The organism is Bacillus sp. FJAT-26390, from assembly GCF_001682865.1.
Lineage (GTDB): Bacteria > Bacillota > Bacilli > Paenibacillales > Paenibacillaceae > Pristimantibacillus.
The window spans coordinates 148,099-166,681 of the sequence record NZ_MAQX01000001.1 but is presented as its reverse complement, the minus strand read 5'-3'; the positions used below and the strand labels follow the sequence as shown (position 1 = coordinate 166,681).

Sequence of the window (18,583 nt, the reverse complement as noted above, 5' to 3'; positions counted from 1 at the left end):
CACTTCACTCCTCCATCTCAAGTTCCTATTAATCTATGAAAGCTTCGCGCTGCTTGACTGTGTCTTTGTTACAAAACTTGTCCATAACAAAAACACCTGCAGCCTTACGGGAAAGTGATCCCTTAGGCTTCAGGTTCTGGATTAGAAAACCAGTAAAAAAAGGACCCGTGGGGGTCCTTTTTCTGCATTTCCTATCGATTGTTATTTATTAGACTAAATATACGTTGTCACCAATATGAATCTGCCCTGTTTTTTTGACGGAAGCATATACACCGAACATCAAACCCAGCTCTTCATTCACTTTTTTCAATAGCGAAGCATCACGTTCCAGCGAGTCTGGGTCGATGGTAATTAATGAACAACGCTCACATGAAGTGTCGACTTGAAACTCGGAGCTTCCGATCAATAACCGCTTTCCTATCCAGTCAACTTCGTTGAACTCATCTTCTTCTAAAGCCACAACTAGGTTTGCTCTAAAACGTCGCGCATCTAACTTTTTTCCCCAAATGGCTTCAAGCTTCTTCAGGCTTTTGTCTGTTATTATTAGGACACTAGCAGCATCAACACTCATAAGATCAGCATCCTCGGGGTTTGGCGCCATGTAACTCGTCATTGAAACTTTTGTTTTGGCGTATTTTTGAATCTCCGCTAATAGATCGTCATTCCAGCCAAAGGTTCGCCCATCAGGTGACTGTACGCTTATTTTGTCATCTAATAGCATTGCCCGATAAGCAAGCATATTAGGAATTTTTCGAGCCGTGAAAAAACTTTCCCACCCTGCCTTGGTTTCATCATAAAAAGCACAAAAACGATCGCCGTATAACCCATACGACTCGACCGTGCAGGTTCCTAAACGTTCTCCCGCAAACGATTTTACCGGAAAACGGTTAATTTCATTAATTTCTCCAACGCGCAACGTCAAAGCTAACCCTCCAACTCAGTAGCATTAGCCTTCATTATAAATCATATCGCTTAATCTGTTTACTATTTGCCAAAGCCATGTATTTATTTCTAATTCTAATTGTTTCTATCTGTAGACATCATTTTTATCATTTTTTGAAGAGAGATGTGTATAGCACGAAGGTAAGCAATGATGCAAATGAATCCTAACACTAAAGTGATAATGAAAAATTCCATTATTTCGCCTCCTAATAAAGCCATTCCCACCACTTTAATGACTATTTATACGTTCTAACGTCTTTCCGTACAGCGGATCGATAATCATCATCTCTTCGGTCAATGAATCAATAATAAGTTCAGGATATTTAGCTTTGTCCATTTCATTATGAATTTTTCGAAATACGGATATAACGGCCTCAAGCTTTTCCTTATCCACGTCCGTTAAGGCGTACGAGCCTTTTTCAAGAAAGAGCAAATTCAAATTCGTTATTACGCCATCAATGCGAAAAAAGCTATATGACAACAACCCCCACTTCGGCGCCCTATCTTCCAAAAACAGAGGAGACGTAGGGCCTATGGATAAAATAATGCTTTTATTATCGCCAAGCACGATTCGCCAAAAGGAATCCAGCTTGCTTTTGGTTTCATTATCTTCTGATCCGCTAGCATGTTTAATAAACTGTTCTAAGTTGTCGGCTAAATTTATTCCGTAATCAGAAATAAGACCTAATCTTGCTTCGCTGTTTTCCTGATCTTGAAAGATAACATTTTTATATTTTTGGTGCATAAACAGGTTATACCCCATTGAAATCACTAATAATATTCCTAAAATAACCGTAAAATTAGCTTTCACTTTATTGCTGTAACTCACGGATCATCACCTCAGCACATCCATTTTAAGAAGAACTAACAAACTGAAATACACCAATCAAGATTAACAACACCACAATCGTAATGATAAAGCCTATTATAAATTTAATGGTTTTATAAGAATTTGACCTATGTTGAAGCTTGCTTTCGACACTCTCTAATCGATTTTTAAGCTCTTGTATTTCTTTTTCTCGTTCCATTGTTAATCCTCCTTAACGATTTCACTCACTTCAATGTTTTTGCTTTCTGGATTCATTTTGATTTTTTCTGCGGATATCGCATCAATCATGACAGTAGCAAACAATAATGAGCCAATAATCATAAATATAATGCTGAGTGTAAAAGGAACCCTTACCATTGTTGCATCCATAGCCATTGAGAATTTGCCTGGCGGATCACTCCATCCATTCATTTGCGGGGCATAATTGGCGATTGCCAAATAGACCATTCCAAAAAGCAGCGTCCCCGACAATAAAAAGGTAGAGCTCATAATGATAAGCGCTTTTTTCATCAATAATAACCTCCTATCCCAGATACTAACTAAATTGGATTTATCATTATCAGATCATATTACTATACTTCGGAGGAAAAGAGCACCCGCATCCCTTTAATAAATAACAAAAAACCTCCCCACAGTAAAAACAACTTCGCTGTAGAGAGGTTCATATCTAAATTTTCATCATAATTTGACTATAACAATTCATTAATGTGCGGCCGTATATTGTTCCAATTCGGAAGCCGGATCAAATTTCTCTTTGCTCATTGCAACTGCTGCAAGAAGAGCGATCACAGACGGAATAATCGCCCATGCAAAAGTTTGAACGAGAGAGGAGGACAACGCCTCTGTAATCTTATCCAGAATATCAACAGGTATTTTCTCCCGCGTGCCCGGCGTCAAAATTTTACTTGGATCGCTTAGATCGATGCTCTCGGACAATTGGCCTCCGCCGCCAAATACAGCCGTTAATTTATTCGTAAAAATATGACTTTGAATAATGCCGAATACGGTAATTCCGAGCGTCATGCCAAGCTCGCGCGTGAAGCTGAGCGTAGAGCTTGCAGAGCCGCGCTGCCTTGCCGTAAAGCCATGGATCGCAGCATTGCTTAGTACGGAGAACGATGAGCCAATTCCAAGACCGACTAGAATCATCAAGATCGTGACCATGAAGCGTGACGAATCAATCGTTAACGTGGTGAGCAGCGCAATACCGGCAACAAGCAGAGCCAAAGTCGCTATCATGATCGTGCGGTAATTAAACCTAGAAAGCAGAATTCCGCCGCCCGCGGCAGTCGCTACGGAACCGAGCATCATGGGAAGCAGAACAAGCGCCGAATTTGTTGCCGAGCCGCCAAATACGCCTTGTATAAAGATAGGAATGTAGACGGAAGCCGTAATAAACGCCGCGCCGCTAAACAAAGCCATGATATTGCTTGTGGAATAGAGACGGTTTTTGAACATGCCGAAGGTGATGATCGGTTCCTCGGCACGGCGCTCGATAAATATAAAGGCAACAAGAAATACCGCAAATGAAAAAAACAAACCGATAATCATGCTGGAATCCCAAGCATATTCCTTGCCGCCAAGCTCAATTGCGAACATCAGACAAAGAATTGAGGCTACCAGCGTAAACGCGCCAAGGTAGTCGATTTTTTGCTTCGAATGCTCGACAGATTCTTTGTAGAAAAAAGCAATCATAACAAATGCAATAAGGCCGATCGGAAGGTTGATGTAGAAAATCCAAGACCAGTGGATATAATCCGTAATATAGCCGCCAATGAGCGGGCCGAAAATACTGGAAATCCCATAAGCGGCGCCGAATAGCCCGCCTATCTTCCCCCGTTTTTCCGGAGCAACGACGTCGAACATGATCGTGAATGCGATAGGTACTAGAGCACCGCCGCCAATACCCTGTATCGCACGATAAATGCTAAGCTGAATGATAGAATCTGCTGTACCGCACAACGCTGAACCAATCATAAACACGATAATGCCGAAAATAAAGAAGCGTTTGCGGCCATACATATCCGATAATTTACCAAAGATCGGCATACCCGCCATCTCGGCAACCATATATGCTGAGGTGACCCACATTAATTTGTCAAACCCGCCAAGGTCGCCAACAATGGTTCCGATCGCGGTTGCTGTTATGGTGTTATCCATCGATGCCATAAGCGTCGCCAGCAGCAACGCCACTATGATAACAGCCACATTATTTTTTTTAGCCAACATCTGTTGCTCCCTCCACATGACTATTTCATCTATTTAAAGTCCTTCTGCTAAAATCCTTTTCAGAAACATTCCCGTAGATGAAACCGGCACATCAGCTACCTGTTCCGGTGTTCCTTCTGCTACTAGCTTTCCGCCTGCCGCGCCGCCTTCTGGGCCAATATCGATCACCCAGTCAGATTCCCGGATCAGCTCCAAGCTGTGCTCGACAACTATGACGGTATTGCCCGTATCGACCAGCTTATTAAGCAGTACTTGAAGCTGTTTAATGTCTGATGGATGAAGGCCGGTCGTCGGTTCATCGAGCAGATAGAGCGTATGGTTTTTGGATGGCTTGCTCAGCTCTTTAGCCAATCTAATTCGCTGTCCTTCGCCGCCGGATAACGTTTTAACCGATTGACCCCATTTCAGATAACCAAGCCCTACCTCACACAGCATAGCGATAATGCCTGCCATCTTCTTCTCTGACCGTAGAATCGGCAAACTCTCCTGCACCGAAATATTCAGCAGATCCGATATAGAGTACCCTTCATATTGAACCTGAAGAACCTCGTCAGTAAACCTTCTCCCCTTGCAGTCATGGCATTTCACTTCAAGATCGGGCAAGAAATTCATATCAATGGACAGCACGCCTAAGCCTTGGCAAGTCTCGCAGCGGCCTCCCGGCGTATTAAATGAAAAATGTTTCGTGGTCAGCTTTCTTTTCTTCGCCTCTGGCAATCCAGCAAACAGCTGGCGCAGGTGCGTAAACACATCGGTATAGGTCGCAACATTCGAGCGCTGCATTCTCCCCATAGGCGTTTGGTCAAAGATGACCACATTGCCGATATGCTCTAGGCCCGTCATTTCCTTGCATCCCGTCTGCTCTTTTCTCTCCGCATTTCCTTCTGCAAGGATGTCGAACACAAGCGTCGATTTGCCCGAACCCGAAACCCCCGTTACTGCGATTAGTGTGCCAAGCGGGAAGGAAACAACTGGTATTTCGATATTTCGAACTTGTGCTTCCTTGATCGTGATATGCTGTCCATTTCCTTTCCTACGGACGCGGTTAGGACTAGGAAGTGCCTCTTCTCTCAAATAAGCGCCCGTAACCGAAAGCTCGCTTGCCATTAGATCCTCCAAGCTGCCTTCGCCAACAACAGTACCACCGTATAACCCTGCACCGGGGCCAATATCGATAATATGATCGGCAGCACGCATCATCTCGATATCATGCTCGATTACGAGCACGGTATTGCCAAGATCGCGCAGCTCTTGAAGCACCCGGATTAGACCAACCGTATCCCGGGGATGCAGTCCCGTCGTTGGTTCATCCAGAATATACAGCACGCCTGTCAGCCCAGAGCCAAGCAGCGAAGCGAGACGCAGCCTTTGTGCTTCGCCGCCTGATAAAGTTACGGTTTGCCTGTTCATGGACAGATAGCCAAGCCCAACATCCATAATCCGTTTCAAACGCGCAGGCATGTCATGAAGGATAGGCTCAAGCAAATGAAGGCCTTCTGGAGGAAGTGCTTCCTCAAGCCCCCTCGTCCACTCATATACTTCGCCAAGCGACCGATCCGAAACATCGGAGATCGTTGCGCCAGCTACTCGAACGAGACGGATTTCTTTCTTGAGGCGGGCTCCCGAACATTCAGGGCAAAGCTGCTCATGAAAAAAGCCAACGTCTTTCTCTGACGAGCCGCCTGACTCTCCTTCCTTCTCTTTGTATCGCCGCCACAAACCGGGAATGACCCCTTCGAACTTCGTGCCTTGCACCGGCTTCACATTCGGATAATGGCGCTTGAATGCTTCGCTTTCGACTCCGTAGTAAAGCAAATCACGCTGAACGTCTCCGTAACCTTTCAGAGGCAGATCAGGGTCAAGCTCAAATCCGAAATGCTTTCCGGCCGCAACCAAAATACGAATCTGAATATCGCGATGAACGCCGTTCAGAGAAGCAACGCCTCCATCACGCAAGCTAAGCTCCGGATTGAATACGGCCGCTTCATTGATGCTCGCCACATGACCAAGCCCGCTGCATGCTTCGCATGCTCCTTCTGGTTTATTAAAGGAAAAGTGTGGCATTCCCAGCTTCTCAAGCTCTGCTTTACAATGCGGACAGCTCATCGTCTCACGATCTATATCCTCGTCTTCATCTACAAGCAGCCCAGCCGGTTCAAATGTAGGCGCAATGCTTCCGCTGCAGGATGGACATATCCGCTCGCCCAATCTGGAAAAAATAAATCGAACATACGCATAGATGTCTGTCACTGTCCCGACTGTTGAGCGCGGATTGCGGTTCGTCACATGCTGTCCGACGCTAATCGACGGGGATAAGCCTTCAATGGACTCGACCTTTGGCTTGCTGATCGCATCTGCCGTCATGCCCATTGATTCCATATACTGCCTCTGGCATTCGCGCTGCAGCGTATCCATCGCTACAGTCGATTTTCCAGAACCCGACGGCCCCGTCAAAACGACCAATTTGTATTTGGGAATCGAAAGCGAGACATTTTTCAAATTATTTTCGCGCGCACCCTTAATCACAATGTTTTCTTTCACAAGAAACACTCCTCAAATTACAATTTAATGCTATCGCCAAAGGGATCGTACTAAGAGCTGCGTGATGACTTTTGCACCCCTTTGCAAATTAGTGATAATTTCGCTAAAATAAACTCAATAAGTCATTTCATCAAGTATCTCGTTTGTCTAATATCTTGATCATCAAGATAATTACATCTTAAAAGGAGGGTTATGTTTTGTCAAGCGAACAACAAGACCAACCTACACAGGAGCAGGAGAACTTTACCTTGCGCATGCGGGGACTAGGAACCCGTACCGTACTATACCAGCAAAATGTAGCTGCCTCTTTAGGGTTATACAATAATGATTTTATATCTGTAGATATTTTGCATGAAAAAGGCCCTATCACCGCCGGTGAGCTCTCCAAACTAACGGGTCTCACTACAGGCAGCGTTACCGCATTAATTGACCGTCTCGAAAAAAACGGTTTTGTTCGAAGAGAACATGATCCCAGGGACCGGCGCAAAGTCATTATTGTCCCTTTGTATGAAAATAAAGAAGAGGTCAGCCAAACCTACCACCCGCTCCACGCCGCGATGGTTAATCTCGCTGCCTCTTATTCGGATGAAGAGCTAGCGCTCATTACACAGTTTTTAGAAAAAGCCAGCGATGTATTGGAGGAGCAGATCCTTCATCTTAGCTCCACGACACGAAGCAAATCTTCTTCTTAAAACTTGTGGCTTAAAAAAAGACGACATTCCGGTTAGTCAAATGACTCCGGGATATCATCTTTTTTACTAAATAATTTTTGAGAATGGTTTTTTAAGTAAATTGAATACAATCTTTATTCCTTTATAAATTAAGCTACAAAAAAAAGAGCCGATACATCGGCCCTTTTCCGTAAAAATTTAAAAACTGCTCCCTAGAATTATTTAGTTAGCCAATCACTTCTGCATCAGGTACCGCAAAAAGTCTGGTAAGGATATTTGGATTGCTCAGGCAGCGTAGAATATTCGGCCTGTTCAGGGGAGTGCGCGTAAGGATTCGAAAGAACCTCAAGAAGTCGCTCCAGCACACTATAATCTCCTTGTTTAACCGCTGCCTCTAGTGCGGCTTCTACCCGGTGGTTGCGAGGGATTACCGCAGGATTGCTGCTGCGCATCAACTGATGCGACGAGTCTTTTGTTTCCTTCTGCCTGCTTAGTCTTTCCTGCCACAGCTCATGCCACTGGGTAAATTCAGCAGTTCCGAACAGTTCCGTTTCCTCTGGCTTGTCAAAAGTTAAAGCAACGAACGTGTTCGTAAAGTCTGCACTCTTCTCTTGCATCATACGGAGGAGGCTTTCAATAAGCGCTTCATCCTGCTCCTCTTCATTGAAGATACCGAGCTTTGCTCTCATGCCCGCAAGCCAATTCCGATGATAGAAGTCGATAAAACCTTTAATCGCGTCCTCCGCCAGTTTGACGGCTTGATCCTCATCCTCATGCAGCAGCGGCAGCAGCGTTTCAGCAAACCTTGCGAGATTCCAAGCCGCGATATGCGGCTGATTGCCATATGCATAACGTCCATGAGTGTCTATGGAACTGAACACCGTTGCAGGGTCAAAACCGTCCAAGAAGGCACAAGGACCATAATCAATGGTTTCTCCGCTTAGTGCCATGTTATCGGTATTCATCACCCCATGAATAAAGCCAACAAGCTGCCATTTGGCTATCAGCTCAGCCTGACGCTTGACCACTTCCTGAAGCAGCGCTAGATAACGGTTTTCTTCAGCGATAGCATCTGGATAATGCCTTTGCAAGGTGTAATCAGCAAGCTCCCGAAACTCCTCGGGAGTGCCCCATCTGGATGCGAATTGAAACGTTCCAACGCGCAAATGGCTTGCAGCAACACGAGTCAGTATGGCACCGGGCAGCACGGTTTCGCGGAAGATGGTCTCACCGGTTGTCACTACCGCTAAGCTGCGGGTGGTAGCAATTCCAAGCGCATGCATAGCTTCGCTGATGATGTATTCGCGCAGCATTGGACCAAGAGCGGCCCGGCCATCGCCACCGCGGGAGTAAGGTGTTCTGCCTGATCCTTTAAGCTGAATATCCACTCGCTCGCCTGAAGGAGTAATTTGTTCACTAAGCAGCAGAGCACGACCGTCACCTAACCTGTTAAAATGTCCGAATTGATGTCCCGCATAGGCTTGCGCAAGCGGCAGCGCTCCTTCTGGAACCTGATTGCCAGCAAGCACTTCTATGCCAGCTTGACTTTGCAGTGCTTGGACATCTAGCCCAAGCGATGCTGCCAAAGGTTTATTAAGAATGATCAATTCCGGTGAATCTACAGGGTTTAGGCTCATCCTTGTAAAAAGTGAATCAGGCAGACGGGCATAACTGTTGTCGAAGTTCCATCCTGCTTCTGCTGTCGCTTTATTCTCAGTCATTGCGTCTCCTTTTTTTCCTGTTATATTAAAATCTTAGCATAATCCTATTTCAATGATCTTATTTCATTATCAACAAAAGAGCTAGCTTTTTGCGTATCCTTTAGCCCGTTTATTATATCCTCTCTCTTGTATTATTTTACCCAACATTAAATTTATTTTCCACTATCTCTAGAATCGCTCTAATGCCCCATAGGAAAATCATGTCCTTCAAATTGACTCATCATATTGATGATTTTCTTCCCAAGTCGTATGTATTTCAAATGTTCCTCCTACAAAAAAGAGCGGCAGTCTCCTTGATGCACCATACCTCATGTGACCATCCTGCCTTAAGCTTAGAAAAGGCTGCCCTGCGGCAGCCTTTCCCATCCTTTCGCTACCCTTGTTTCACTAGGTTCTCTGCCGTGCGGAAAGCCAAAGCAAGAATCGTCAACACCGGGTTAACGCCGCCGTTAGTCACGTGCACTGAGCCGTCGCTCACCCACAGATTGTCATAACCATGGATGCGGCCTAAGGGGTCAGTGACGGATGTCACAGGGTCACTTCCCATCCGCAGTGTACCCGCTTGATGCTGCCCGGCACTTAGTCCGCCGCTTGGCCGGGTCCGCCATACCTCACGTGCTCCAGCTGCCCAAAGCCACTTCTCCGCTTGCTCTGCCAGCATGGCTGAAGCCCGAAGCGACTCTGGATGGACACTGCCGGAGAGTTGAGCCGCGGGCATGCCAAAGCGATCCTTGACAGCCCTCGATAGCTGCACTCTGGACTCGGCGCTCGGAATCTCTTGGATCGGCCCCATAATCTGGCTGGTGCGCAAATAACTCTCCCGCATCGTTTCCTTGCCTGCGCTCCCCCATCGCGCCGCATCCGGCGCAAGCGCTCGATACCAATGAATGAGCGGCAACCGGGTGAACTCGTTTGCAAGCAGCCCACCCCCGATAATTCCGCCTTCGTTGCTATGGTCAAAGCGGAAGGTAGCAATGCTCACTCCCGGACCCAAACCGTCTTGAACCGGTTCATCAAAGAGGCCGTATGCACCAGAATAGACATGCCCTTGAAGATTTCTTCCTACTTGTCCATTCCGATTGCCGATTCCATCCGGTTCCGAATCACTGGCCGAGTTAAGAAGGAGTCGTGCGCTTTCGATCGCTCCTGCGGCAACTACGACATGCCCAGCCCGCACTTGCCGCCGCTGTATGGAGCCCGCCAATTGCTGCACAAGACGAACGCCGGTGGCATGCCTTCCCCCCTCGGTATCGATGCGCTCCACCGTGGTATCGCAGATCAGATCGCAATTACCGGTAGCGATAGCCCTTACTAACATCGTATTGTGACCGCCATTCTTGCTGTTGGTCGGGCAGGCGAATCCGACACATTGGCCGCAACGCCCGCAAGCCTGTCGGCCGTCCCGATCAATGGAGTTGATCAGCAGAGGCACCGGCCCCGCTTCCCATCCCAACTTCTCTGCCGCAAGGGCCAGCCGTTCTGCTTCCAGCGTACGCGGCAGCGCTGGCATGGGATAAGCGCGTTGTCGCCTTCCGCGTCCAGAGTGGGCATTCCCATCGCCGGATACGCCGACTTCCCACTCTGCCCTCATGTAATAAGGCTCAAGATCCTCATAACGAATCGGCCAATCGCTTAGCGAACTGCCGTCTGGTATCCCATAGCGACTCGCCATGCGGAAGTCATCCGGATGAAAGCGCCATGCCTGCGCCCCGTAGATCCGTGTTCCTCCGCCGACTGTCATGGCATTATTATGGTAGTCGCCTTCAAACGGCGCGGTGATCCGTTCGTCTCCGCCCGCCAATAGTATCGTACGTGGGTTACCATCCATTGCTGGTCCTGTGTTGTGGCCATACTTGCTAAACCGATGATTACGCAAATGATCGCTGCCTATCTGATTGTAGCGAAGCCAGCTTCCGCGCTCAACGACGAGAACGTGTAGTCCAGATTCAGCTAATACAGCAGCCGCTACCGAGCCGCCAGCCCCAGCTCCTACGATGATCACATCATAATGGTCACGAAGTTGATCGAAGGTTGATTGCGGCAAATCGGTTTCCGAAGCCGGCGCATCGCTTTCGGATACGGGACCCGGGCGAAAGCCGATCATGTCCCAAGACCTGCCTTCGCGATTCCCGCCCCCCTCAGGACTTCCATAATAGCCTTCGATGACGAGGCACAATAAAGCGTCAAAGAACCGTTTAGACGATACCGGCCAGTCCCGAAAGGAATCAAGCTCGGCATCGTGCAGCAGACGATCCTTCTCATGATCCGGCAGCTCCGAAAATGGTCGCTCATGGAGAGCTATTGCTTCCGCATCCAATGCGCGAAGTCCAGGTTCTATCACATCCGTCCAAGTAGCGACATCCTCGGCGGCAATGCGTTTCAGGTATGCCAGCACTCCCCCATCGGTTGCCGATGGCCATGCATCTTCCGGAATCATCCGATCTGCAACCGCTTCCAAAATATGTTGGCTCATTCTCATGAACGCCCTCCTATTAATTGTCCTTCTCTACCATTCGCTTGCATTCATAAAAAAACCTCCCATTAGCCCTTAATAATCTGGGACTGACCCCCATTTATGAGACAGGGATCAAAACACCTTACAAGTTTAAACGGCCAGTCGCCTGTAATCAATCGGCGACTGGTTCTTTAGTTTCGTTTGAATACGAATTGCGTTATAGTAAGTGATGTAGTCTCGAACGGTCTGTTCAACGATTGCAGTCGTTGTATGGGTCAACCCTTCGAGGTAGAACGTTTCAGACTTTAGTGTGGAATGAAACGATTCAATGGGGGCATTATCAGCGGGCGTTCCCTTGCGGGACATGCTCATGGTAATGCCTTTTCCTTTTACAGCTTCCTGATACCCATGGGACGTGTAGACGCTGCCCTGATCGCTATGGAGAATCGCACCAGGCACAGCTGGCAATTGATTAAGTGTATCCAGAACAAAGTCCGTATCTTGCGTATCAGATAGACGGCTAGCTACGATCTCTCCGTTATATAAATCGAGGATGCTCGATAGGTACATCATTTTTCCGCCGAATGGTAAATACGTAATATCCGTGACGAGTTTATGCATCGGTGCTTCAGCTTGAAATTGCCGCTTTAACAGGTACTCAGCTACATAAGCAGGCTGCCCTGTATGCTTTCGTTTCTTTACTCTGACTCGACATTGAAGCTGCTCACCTTGCATGATTCGTTGTACACGCTTGTGATTAATCTTGTACTTTTTTCGAAGCAGTGCAGTAATCTTTCGGTATCCGTAACGGAATTTATTCTCAGTGCAGAGTTCTCGAATCTCTTCAACCATGCTGTCCAATGGCCAAGTTTCGTTTTTTGCTCTCCATCGGTAATAGGTAGCACGTGGCACACCCAGCCATGAACAAGCTTTGGTGATCGTAACTTCCCCGTGAATCAACTCAACCAGTTCAACTATGATTTTTGGTGACAACTCCTTTCCATCTCCTTGTACTTTTTTAGTACATCTATTTGTTGCTTTAAGAACCGATTCTCCGCCTTTATTTGCTCCAGTTCCGAGGTAAACTCAGGTCCTTTACCGTAGCTGTATTGTTTGCCAACAGGCTGCTCTAAACGGTTTAACTCACCCCTACGATACCATCGCATCCAAGTTTTCACTTGCGTTTTATTTCGTATGTTGAGTTGCTCCATTACCTCCTTGACCGGAATGCCTGCTATTCTCATTTCAATTGCTTTTGTCTTTATATCCACTGGGTAACTTACTCTTGTTGCCAACGTAAAAACACCTCCAAGGTTGTCTCCATATCTTACGACATGGTTGCATTTTCTTGAAGGTGTTTTGATTTGTCTCACGTTATGGGGTCAGTCCCTCTAGGCTTGCTACTAATGAGAGGTTTTTATCTGTAAGGATTAAGTTCGTTTCATTCCATATGCTTTAAAAATCAGCCTTCCACCACATCTGCTACTAATTCGCTCGCAACCTCAATCATTTTGGGAATAACGGCTTCATTAGTACCGGAAACGTAAATGTCTCCCTCGTAATGCCTGAATGGGATCTTGGTTTCGCCATAGCTCCACATGAAAAAATCTCCCTCAATGGACATCGTTGTAGCACCTGTCACGGTAAACACCGATGTGTACGCAAACTCTGGCTTGGACGCAAAATACTGCTTGCACTCTTCCAAAGATATAGTTTTCTCCGCATGTCCCGTTTCCTGCATCGCTCTGGTAATTCGATATCGTTGACTCATTAAATTGCCTCCATTGTTGTACTCGACCATCTTTATTTGATCTTATCATAATTCTATTGTTTTTATAAAATAAACCGATCCATGAGTGTGGTAGTGTGGTGTCTTAAGCAATGGCCGTACCATTCTTCACGGGAACATCTGGTTTTAATAGAACGACATCGCCTTCTTCCGGGATGCCTCCGATTACCAGAACCTCAGACTTAAAACCTGCGATGCGTCTAACCGGAAAATTCATTACAGCGATTACTTGCCGACCAATTAGCTGTTCCGGTTCGTATCTGAGTGTAATTTGAGCCGAAGAGCTTTTCATCCCAAACTCTCCAAAATCGATTTCTAATTTTATTGCAGGTTTTCGAGCCTCCGGAAACGGCTCTGCTTTCATTACTGTACCGACTCGTATATCTAATTTCATGAAATCCTCAATTGTAACCACGTATGCTGCCTCCATTTTAACAATTGCATTTTATCATTATTTTACCACTTTGCACGTTTATACGTATGGTAACAAATCATTATACTCAATCTTTAGGTAATTTTAAGATCTGCTTATAACAAGCTTTAGATTTATTTACTAAAATAGTCTTATTAGCAATTATTACGTCAGTTGACACTCCAATAATCATTCGCAAGGCCGCATCCTTAGATTAGAAAGGACATGATTATGTATCAAGGCAATCTACGAAAAATGACCCTCATCCTATTAGCATTATATACCGCTCTAACCCTTTACTTCATGTTTATTGGATTCAACAGGACGGCTTCCGTTGTAGATTCCGGGTTGCGGTACAGTCTGACTCCTGAAGGCATCCCTTTACATTTTCCGACGGGAAGGTACTTTAACCAATGGTTATTTGAGTTTGGCAACTTTGCAGCCTTTATACCTTTTGGGATCATCATCCCACTTCTATATCGCCTTCGGTTCATCCAATTCATAGCTTTATTTGTACTGTCTATTACGATTCTTGAAGTGCTCCAAATGGTTACCCGTTTAGGATCGTTTGATATTGACGATATTATCATTAATTCAATAGGTGCTTCAGTTGGCTTTTGCGCTCAACGATTTATCTCCCGCGACCGGGAAAAATTAAAAGGCATCCGTAAAATAATTTTGACAGCGATGATCCTTTCCGTTGGAACGATTGCTCTTTTTGGCGGGATCAATAAATATATAGACGAAGAAACCGATAACGTCATTGCCTTAAATGAACTAACGCAAAAAGAAGGAGCTGTCCTTTGGGATAAAAGCCTCTCCGGTTTTACGATCAACCATAACCAGTTCGCGCCTCAAGTTAATCTGTACAGCAGTACGAATGCAAGGACGAACGAATTCACGTATCCTTTAAATAAGAAATATGCAAAAATTACTGCCTATGCTGCCATTCCAGACGATTTGTTCAACAAAGGAAGCCAAGGGGAAAGCATCATTGCGTTTAGCATAAACGGAAAAGAAGTTTATTCCGTGGGCTTTTCGGCCAATAGCAGCGAGAATCAACTCTGGTCTTTTGAAGTACCCTTAATCGGTGCAGATGAGCTTACCGTAACGATCACGAATGATGATCCTAATCCGGATACCAATGTCATCATGTGGGACATTACTTTATCAGAACTGAATACGATGCAAAAAATAACGAAAAACATTAAAGAAATAGTTAAACCTTTATTCTAGATGGAAAAGGCCGATCTCTAACGCATGATTTTACCATGCCCTTTGTGCCTATATTCATCAGCGATCCAAAAAACATCAATATACAACCCGTAAGACCACGTTTCACAAATCAAGCCGCCCAAAACAAAAAGCAGGCGCTAGCAGCACCTGCTTTTGTTATTCAATTGAATACCGATCCTCTATTTTGCTTGGATATATCCTTCAGCTTTAAGCAATTCCGCGATTAGAACGGCGCCGCCCGCTGCTCCGCGCAACGTATTATGCGATAGTCCCACAAATTTGAAATCGTAAACGGAATCCTCGCGCAATCTACCCGCCGAAACGCCCATGCCGTTCTCAATGTCACGATCAAGCCTCGTTTGCGGTCTGTTTTCTTCTTCAAAATAAGTGATAAACTGTTTTGGAGCGCTTGGCAGGCCAAGCTCCTGCGGCCGTCCTTTGAATTGCAGCCAGCGAGCGAGAATTTCTTCTTTCGATGGTTTTTTCTCGAACGATACGAAAACGGTAGCCAAATGTCCATCCAATACAGGAACGCGAATACATTGCGTTGTAATCAATGGCGCGCTTGCTTTAACAATTTCATTATTTACGATGCTGCCCCAAATGCGAAGCGGCTCCTGCTCGCTTTTTTCTTCCTCGCCGCCAATATACGGGATAACATTATCCAGCATTTCAGGCCAATCGGTAAAGTTTTTGCCTGCTCCCGATATCGCTTGATAGGTCGATGCTACCACTGTTGTTGGCTTGTAATCCAGCAATGCATGAAGCGCCGGCACATAGCTCTGGATCGAACAGTTGGGCTTAACCGCAATGAAGCCGGTTGAAGTACCAAGCCGTTTTCTCTGTGCAGCAATGACATCAATATGCCCTGGGTTGATTTCCGGAATGACCATAGGGATATCGGGCGTCCAGCGGTGAGCCGAATTATTGGAAACAACAGGCGTGCCTGTCTTGGCGTAAGCCTCTTCCAATGCTTGAATTTCAGCTTTTTTCATATCCACCGCGCAAAAAATAAAATCGACTTGTGAAGCAAACGCCTCTACTTTCGAAGCATCCTGAACGACGATTTTTTTCACATTTTCAGGAACCGGGCTAGTTAATTTCCATCTGCCCTGCACCGATTCTTCATACGTTTTACCTGCCGAATTAGCGCTTGCTGCAATAGCCGTTACTTCAAACCAAGGATGCTGTTCGAGCAGCTGAACAAACCGCTGGCCCACCATTCCCGTTCCGCCTACAATACCTGCTTTTAATTTTGCTGTCATTAGATATTCCATTCCTTTCAACGTCGGATGATCTTCCCTAAATAATTATTCAAACGGTCTGATTTGGTGTGCAATATGTTAAATATAAGCTGTAATTCCTTTGGCCCAATAAAAAAAAATCCCACCCCCAAGACTATAATCAGTCTTAGGGACGAGATTTGTATACTCGTGGTACCACCCCAAATTCGCCAATATGTCGCCATATTAGCCTCTTCAAGTACGGCATTACGATGCAATGCTTATACTCTAGCTCTGTAACAGGAGCTCCTGGCACACCACCCCCCAACGATCATGGGCTCCGATGTGCTGCTCTGAGACTTTCTTCAATAAGGAACCCTTACTCCTTTTCAGCAAACGGAGCTCTCTGTGAAAGAATTCATTTATTTACTTTTCTCTTCGTCGCATTTGAATGTTGGAATTATATTATCAAATAACGAACGTCAGGTAAACATGTTTTTTGAAATTTAGAAAACTTTACACATTTAACGGATGCAGCAGCTTGATATAAAATCCGCCGACAACCGTCCGGTTCTGAAAGCCCACTTGCTCGCCCGTGACGGTATCATACCAATCGGTGAGTGGAACTCGGCTAGGCGATTCATGCAAGGAATCCCAGAGCGGCGCGATCATTTTCGCAAAATCATCCTTGGATGCCGCCATAGAAGCGCACCACACCAGCCAATCCGACTTCGTATAGCTGTTTCGGCTGTCGAGCGGCGTGCCGTACCGATTTTGCTTGGCTGCATAATAAGGAATTTCTTTCTCCAGTATGTCGCTTGGAAACAAATGAAGTCCAAATAGACGGTCCCACACGAGATTATATTTCAAGCTCCATGTATCGTCCGCGCTGTCGAACGTCAATTTGTAATGGTCGCCGGCATCCGCCATCGCAGTCCACTGCCCCGCCATTTCTTTGGCTGTAACGGAATACCGGGACATGTCCTCTGTTTTTCCGAGCATTCTGCACAGGGTGGCATACGCTCCAATACCGATGATCGCTTTAACCGACAGGTTGGCATTATGGGCAAGATGTCCGGCAAAATCGTCCGTGCACAGCTGGTTGTTCGGATCGAGACCGTTTTCTATCAAATAATTCGCCCATTTCGTCAACAGCTCCCAATGGTTCTCCGCAAAATCCGCGTTCTGTTCAGACAAACAAACCGCTGCCGCCATAATAAGCATATTGCCGCATTCCTCAATCGGCATTTGATATTCGAGCTTATTCTCGCCGTATACCTGCCCGTTAGCTAGCGGGTAACAGCCTACATCGTGCGGAGCAAATTCAAAATGCCATTGCTCACTGCCCGCATACCGGAAGATCGGCCGCATCATGCCTTTGACGAGCTCGGGATTGAATTTCAAAAACAATGGAATAGACGGGTAACTGACGTCTACCGTCCCGATACAACCGTTGCTGAAACATTCCTTGGACAAAAAGAGTACCTCGTTGTTCTCATCCAGCACAAGCTTATGCGCCGCGATCGCCTGCCTGTATGCAAGCGACAAAATATCCGCATATTGCGACCCGCCCGCTTCCATGCTTTCCTGCCGCAATGCCTTGTCAAACGTTTCGCATTTTCCGATGATATCATCGTATTGCGAGAAAGCTGCGGCAAGCATATCCTCGAATGACATGCCGCTCCTGCGCCAGTACGCATCCAAAGGCCGGTTAAAATATTCGATGGAATGAATGTCGTCGTAAGCCAGCACCGCGTACTCTGATTTCACCGTCTCATTTACAGCGCCAAAATCGAACAGCACCGCCATAACCGGCGTATCATCTGCCACGGCCCGCGGCTCGCGTTTGTCATCTTGCAAGCTTAAAGCTCCCGATTCGATAAAATGGCCGCGCAGCTTATAAGACTGAATCGCCGTTTGGGTCGTTTCGGACTTGGAAGCAGCCAGGTACACATATCCCCAATCGATGCGCAAGTCATCGCCGACCTGCTGCAGCACCGGCTGCTGCTCGCTTCCCATGCGCAGCGCCTCGATCCCGCTGCCGATCTCATTGCGGGACCAGACAATTTTCTGATCCGGCGTATTCACGCACCATTCTCCGGTAATGTCCGCATACACTTGCACATCATGCGGTTTGCCATCAATCGATTGAACTCGGAACGTAACGTATGAAGCCGGCCGCGATAATAGATCCAGATCGTCCAGCAGCAGCGGCGTCGTAAAATCAACTTCAAGCAATATGCCGTCTCCAACAAACTTGTATTTGCTGGACGTCGCGGTCACTTCCAGACTCGTTTGCTTCATCGCATCCGGCTCCGGGATATCACTTTCTTCATCAAGATCCGTAATGCCCATAAACCGCCGCGTTAAGCCGTCAATTCTAACCATGCCGGACATGCTATTGCGTTTATTGGTCCAATGTGTCGTATGCTTATCGGTCAGGCAATCGGCAGCAGACCATACGCTGAAATAAGGATCTACTGTTACCAGAGGTACTGCTGGGGGTCTAAATTGTTGTGTCATCGTTTTTGTTCT

General features: G+C 46.4%; 15 protein-coding genes and 1 other annotated feature. Of the genes, 2 read left to right on the top strand and 13 right to left on the bottom strand.

What is annotated here, in order from left to right; genetic code table 11:
* Positions 1 to 208: 208 nt before the first annotated feature.
* The 6 genes from A7975_RS00760 to uvrA all read right to left on the bottom strand — a co-directional run bounded on the left by A7975_RS00760 (position 209) and on the right by uvrA (position 6,541).
* Positions 209 to 922, bottom strand: coding sequence for an MOSC domain-containing protein (locus tag A7975_RS00760; protein WP_255314131.1), 714 nt, complete (start codon positions 920 to 922; stop codon positions 209 to 211).
* 249 nt (positions 923 to 1,171) lie between these two features.
* Complete coding sequence (locus tag A7975_RS00755) at positions 1,172 to 1,771, bottom strand: hypothetical protein (protein ID WP_065383850.1); 600 nt, start codon at positions 1,769 to 1,771, stop codon at positions 1,172 to 1,174.
* A gap of 25 nt (positions 1,772 to 1,796) precedes the next feature.
* Positions 1,797 to 1,970: a hypothetical protein gene (locus A7975_RS33930; RefSeq protein WP_176707647.1), complete on the bottom strand. Its 174-nt coding sequence runs from the start codon at positions 1,968 to 1,970 to the stop codon at positions 1,797 to 1,799.
* Between the two features lie 2 nt (positions 1,971 to 1,972).
* Positions 1,973 to 2,281, bottom strand: coding sequence for a hypothetical protein (locus tag A7975_RS33925; RefSeq protein ID WP_065383849.1), 309 nt, complete (start codon positions 2,279 to 2,281; stop codon positions 1,973 to 1,975).
* 192 nt (positions 2,282 to 2,473) lie between these two features.
* Positions 2,474 to 4,000, bottom strand: coding sequence for an MDR family MFS transporter (locus A7975_RS00745; RefSeq protein WP_053375300.1), 1,527 nt, complete (start codon positions 3,998 to 4,000; stop codon positions 2,474 to 2,476).
* Positions 4,001 to 4,033: 33 nt separating this feature from the next.
* A complete protein-coding gene (gene uvrA, locus A7975_RS00740) occupies positions 4,034 to 6,541 on the bottom strand; it encodes an excinuclease ABC subunit UvrA (protein ID WP_065383848.1) in 2,508 nt (835 codons plus the stop codon).
* Positions 6,542 to 6,795: 254 nt separating this feature from the next.
* Between uvrA and A7975_RS00735 the strand changes: the two genes are divergently transcribed.
* Positions 6,796 to 7,233 (top strand): MarR family winged helix-turn-helix transcriptional regulator, encoded by a 438-nt coding sequence (locus tag A7975_RS00735; RefSeq protein WP_231637622.1) that lies wholly within the window; start codon positions 6,796 to 6,798, stop codon positions 7,231 to 7,233.
* Positions 7,234 to 7,457: 224 nt separating this feature from the next.
* Here the strand turns inward: A7975_RS00735 and A7975_RS00730 are convergent, their stop codons facing one another.
* The 5 genes from A7975_RS00730 to csaA form a co-directional block, all read right to left on the bottom strand.
* On the bottom strand, positions 7,458 to 8,933 hold the full coding sequence (locus A7975_RS00730) for a protein adenylyltransferase SelO (RefSeq protein ID WP_065383847.1): 1,476 nt from the start codon (positions 8,931 to 8,933) through the stop codon (positions 7,458 to 7,460).
* Between the two features lie 373 nt (positions 8,934 to 9,306).
* Complete coding sequence (locus tag A7975_RS00725; protein WP_141680173.1) at positions 9,307 to 11,412, bottom strand: GMC family oxidoreductase; 2,106 nt, start codon at positions 11,410 to 11,412, stop codon at positions 9,307 to 9,309.
* A gap of 126 nt (positions 11,413 to 11,538) precedes the next feature.
* Positions 11,539 to 12,683 (bottom strand): IS3 family transposase gene (locus A7975_RS00720; RefSeq protein ID WP_141680172.1). Its coding sequence is split into 2 segments (ribosomal slippage): positions 11,539 to 12,410 and positions 12,410 to 12,683, totalling 1,146 coding nucleotides; the frame shifts between segments, so codons are not numbered across the junction.
* Positions 12,684 to 12,850: 167 nt separating this feature from the next.
* Positions 12,851 to 13,159 carry a hypothetical protein gene (locus tag A7975_RS00710; protein ID WP_053375296.1) on the bottom strand — a complete coding sequence of 103 codons (309 nt, stop codon included), beginning with the start codon at positions 13,157 to 13,159 and terminating at the stop codon, positions 12,851 to 12,853.
* 103 nt (positions 13,160 to 13,262) lie between these two features.
* On the bottom strand, positions 13,263 to 13,592 hold the full coding sequence (gene csaA, locus A7975_RS00705) for a chaperone CsaA (protein ID WP_053375295.1): 330 nt from the start codon (positions 13,590 to 13,592) through the stop codon (positions 13,263 to 13,265).
* Positions 13,593 to 13,820: 228 nt separating this feature from the next.
* On the opposite strand from csaA, the gene A7975_RS00700 reads away from it, so the two are divergent.
* A complete protein-coding gene (locus A7975_RS00700) occupies positions 13,821 to 14,825 on the top strand; it encodes a VanZ family protein (protein WP_082197912.1) in 1,005 nt (334 codons plus the stop codon).
* A 179-nt stretch (positions 14,826 to 15,004) separates the two neighbouring features.
* On the opposite strand, the gene asd is transcribed toward A7975_RS00700, so the two are convergent.
* Both asd and A7975_RS00685 read right to left on the bottom strand, forming a co-directional pair.
* Positions 15,005 to 16,090 (bottom strand): aspartate-semialdehyde dehydrogenase, encoded by a 1,086-nt coding sequence (gene asd, locus A7975_RS00695; RefSeq protein ID WP_082198048.1) that lies wholly within the window; start codon positions 16,088 to 16,090, stop codon positions 15,005 to 15,007.
* Positions 16,091 to 16,234: 144 nt separating this feature from the next.
* Positions 16,235 to 16,499 (bottom strand) — a binding site (T-box leader).
* A gap of 65 nt (positions 16,500 to 16,564) precedes the next feature.
* Positions 16,565 to 18,571: a glutaminase family protein gene (locus A7975_RS00685; RefSeq protein WP_065383843.1), complete on the bottom strand. Its 2,007-nt coding sequence runs from the start codon at positions 18,569 to 18,571 to the stop codon at positions 16,565 to 16,567.
* Between the last annotated feature and the right edge of the window lie 12 nt (positions 18,572 to 18,583).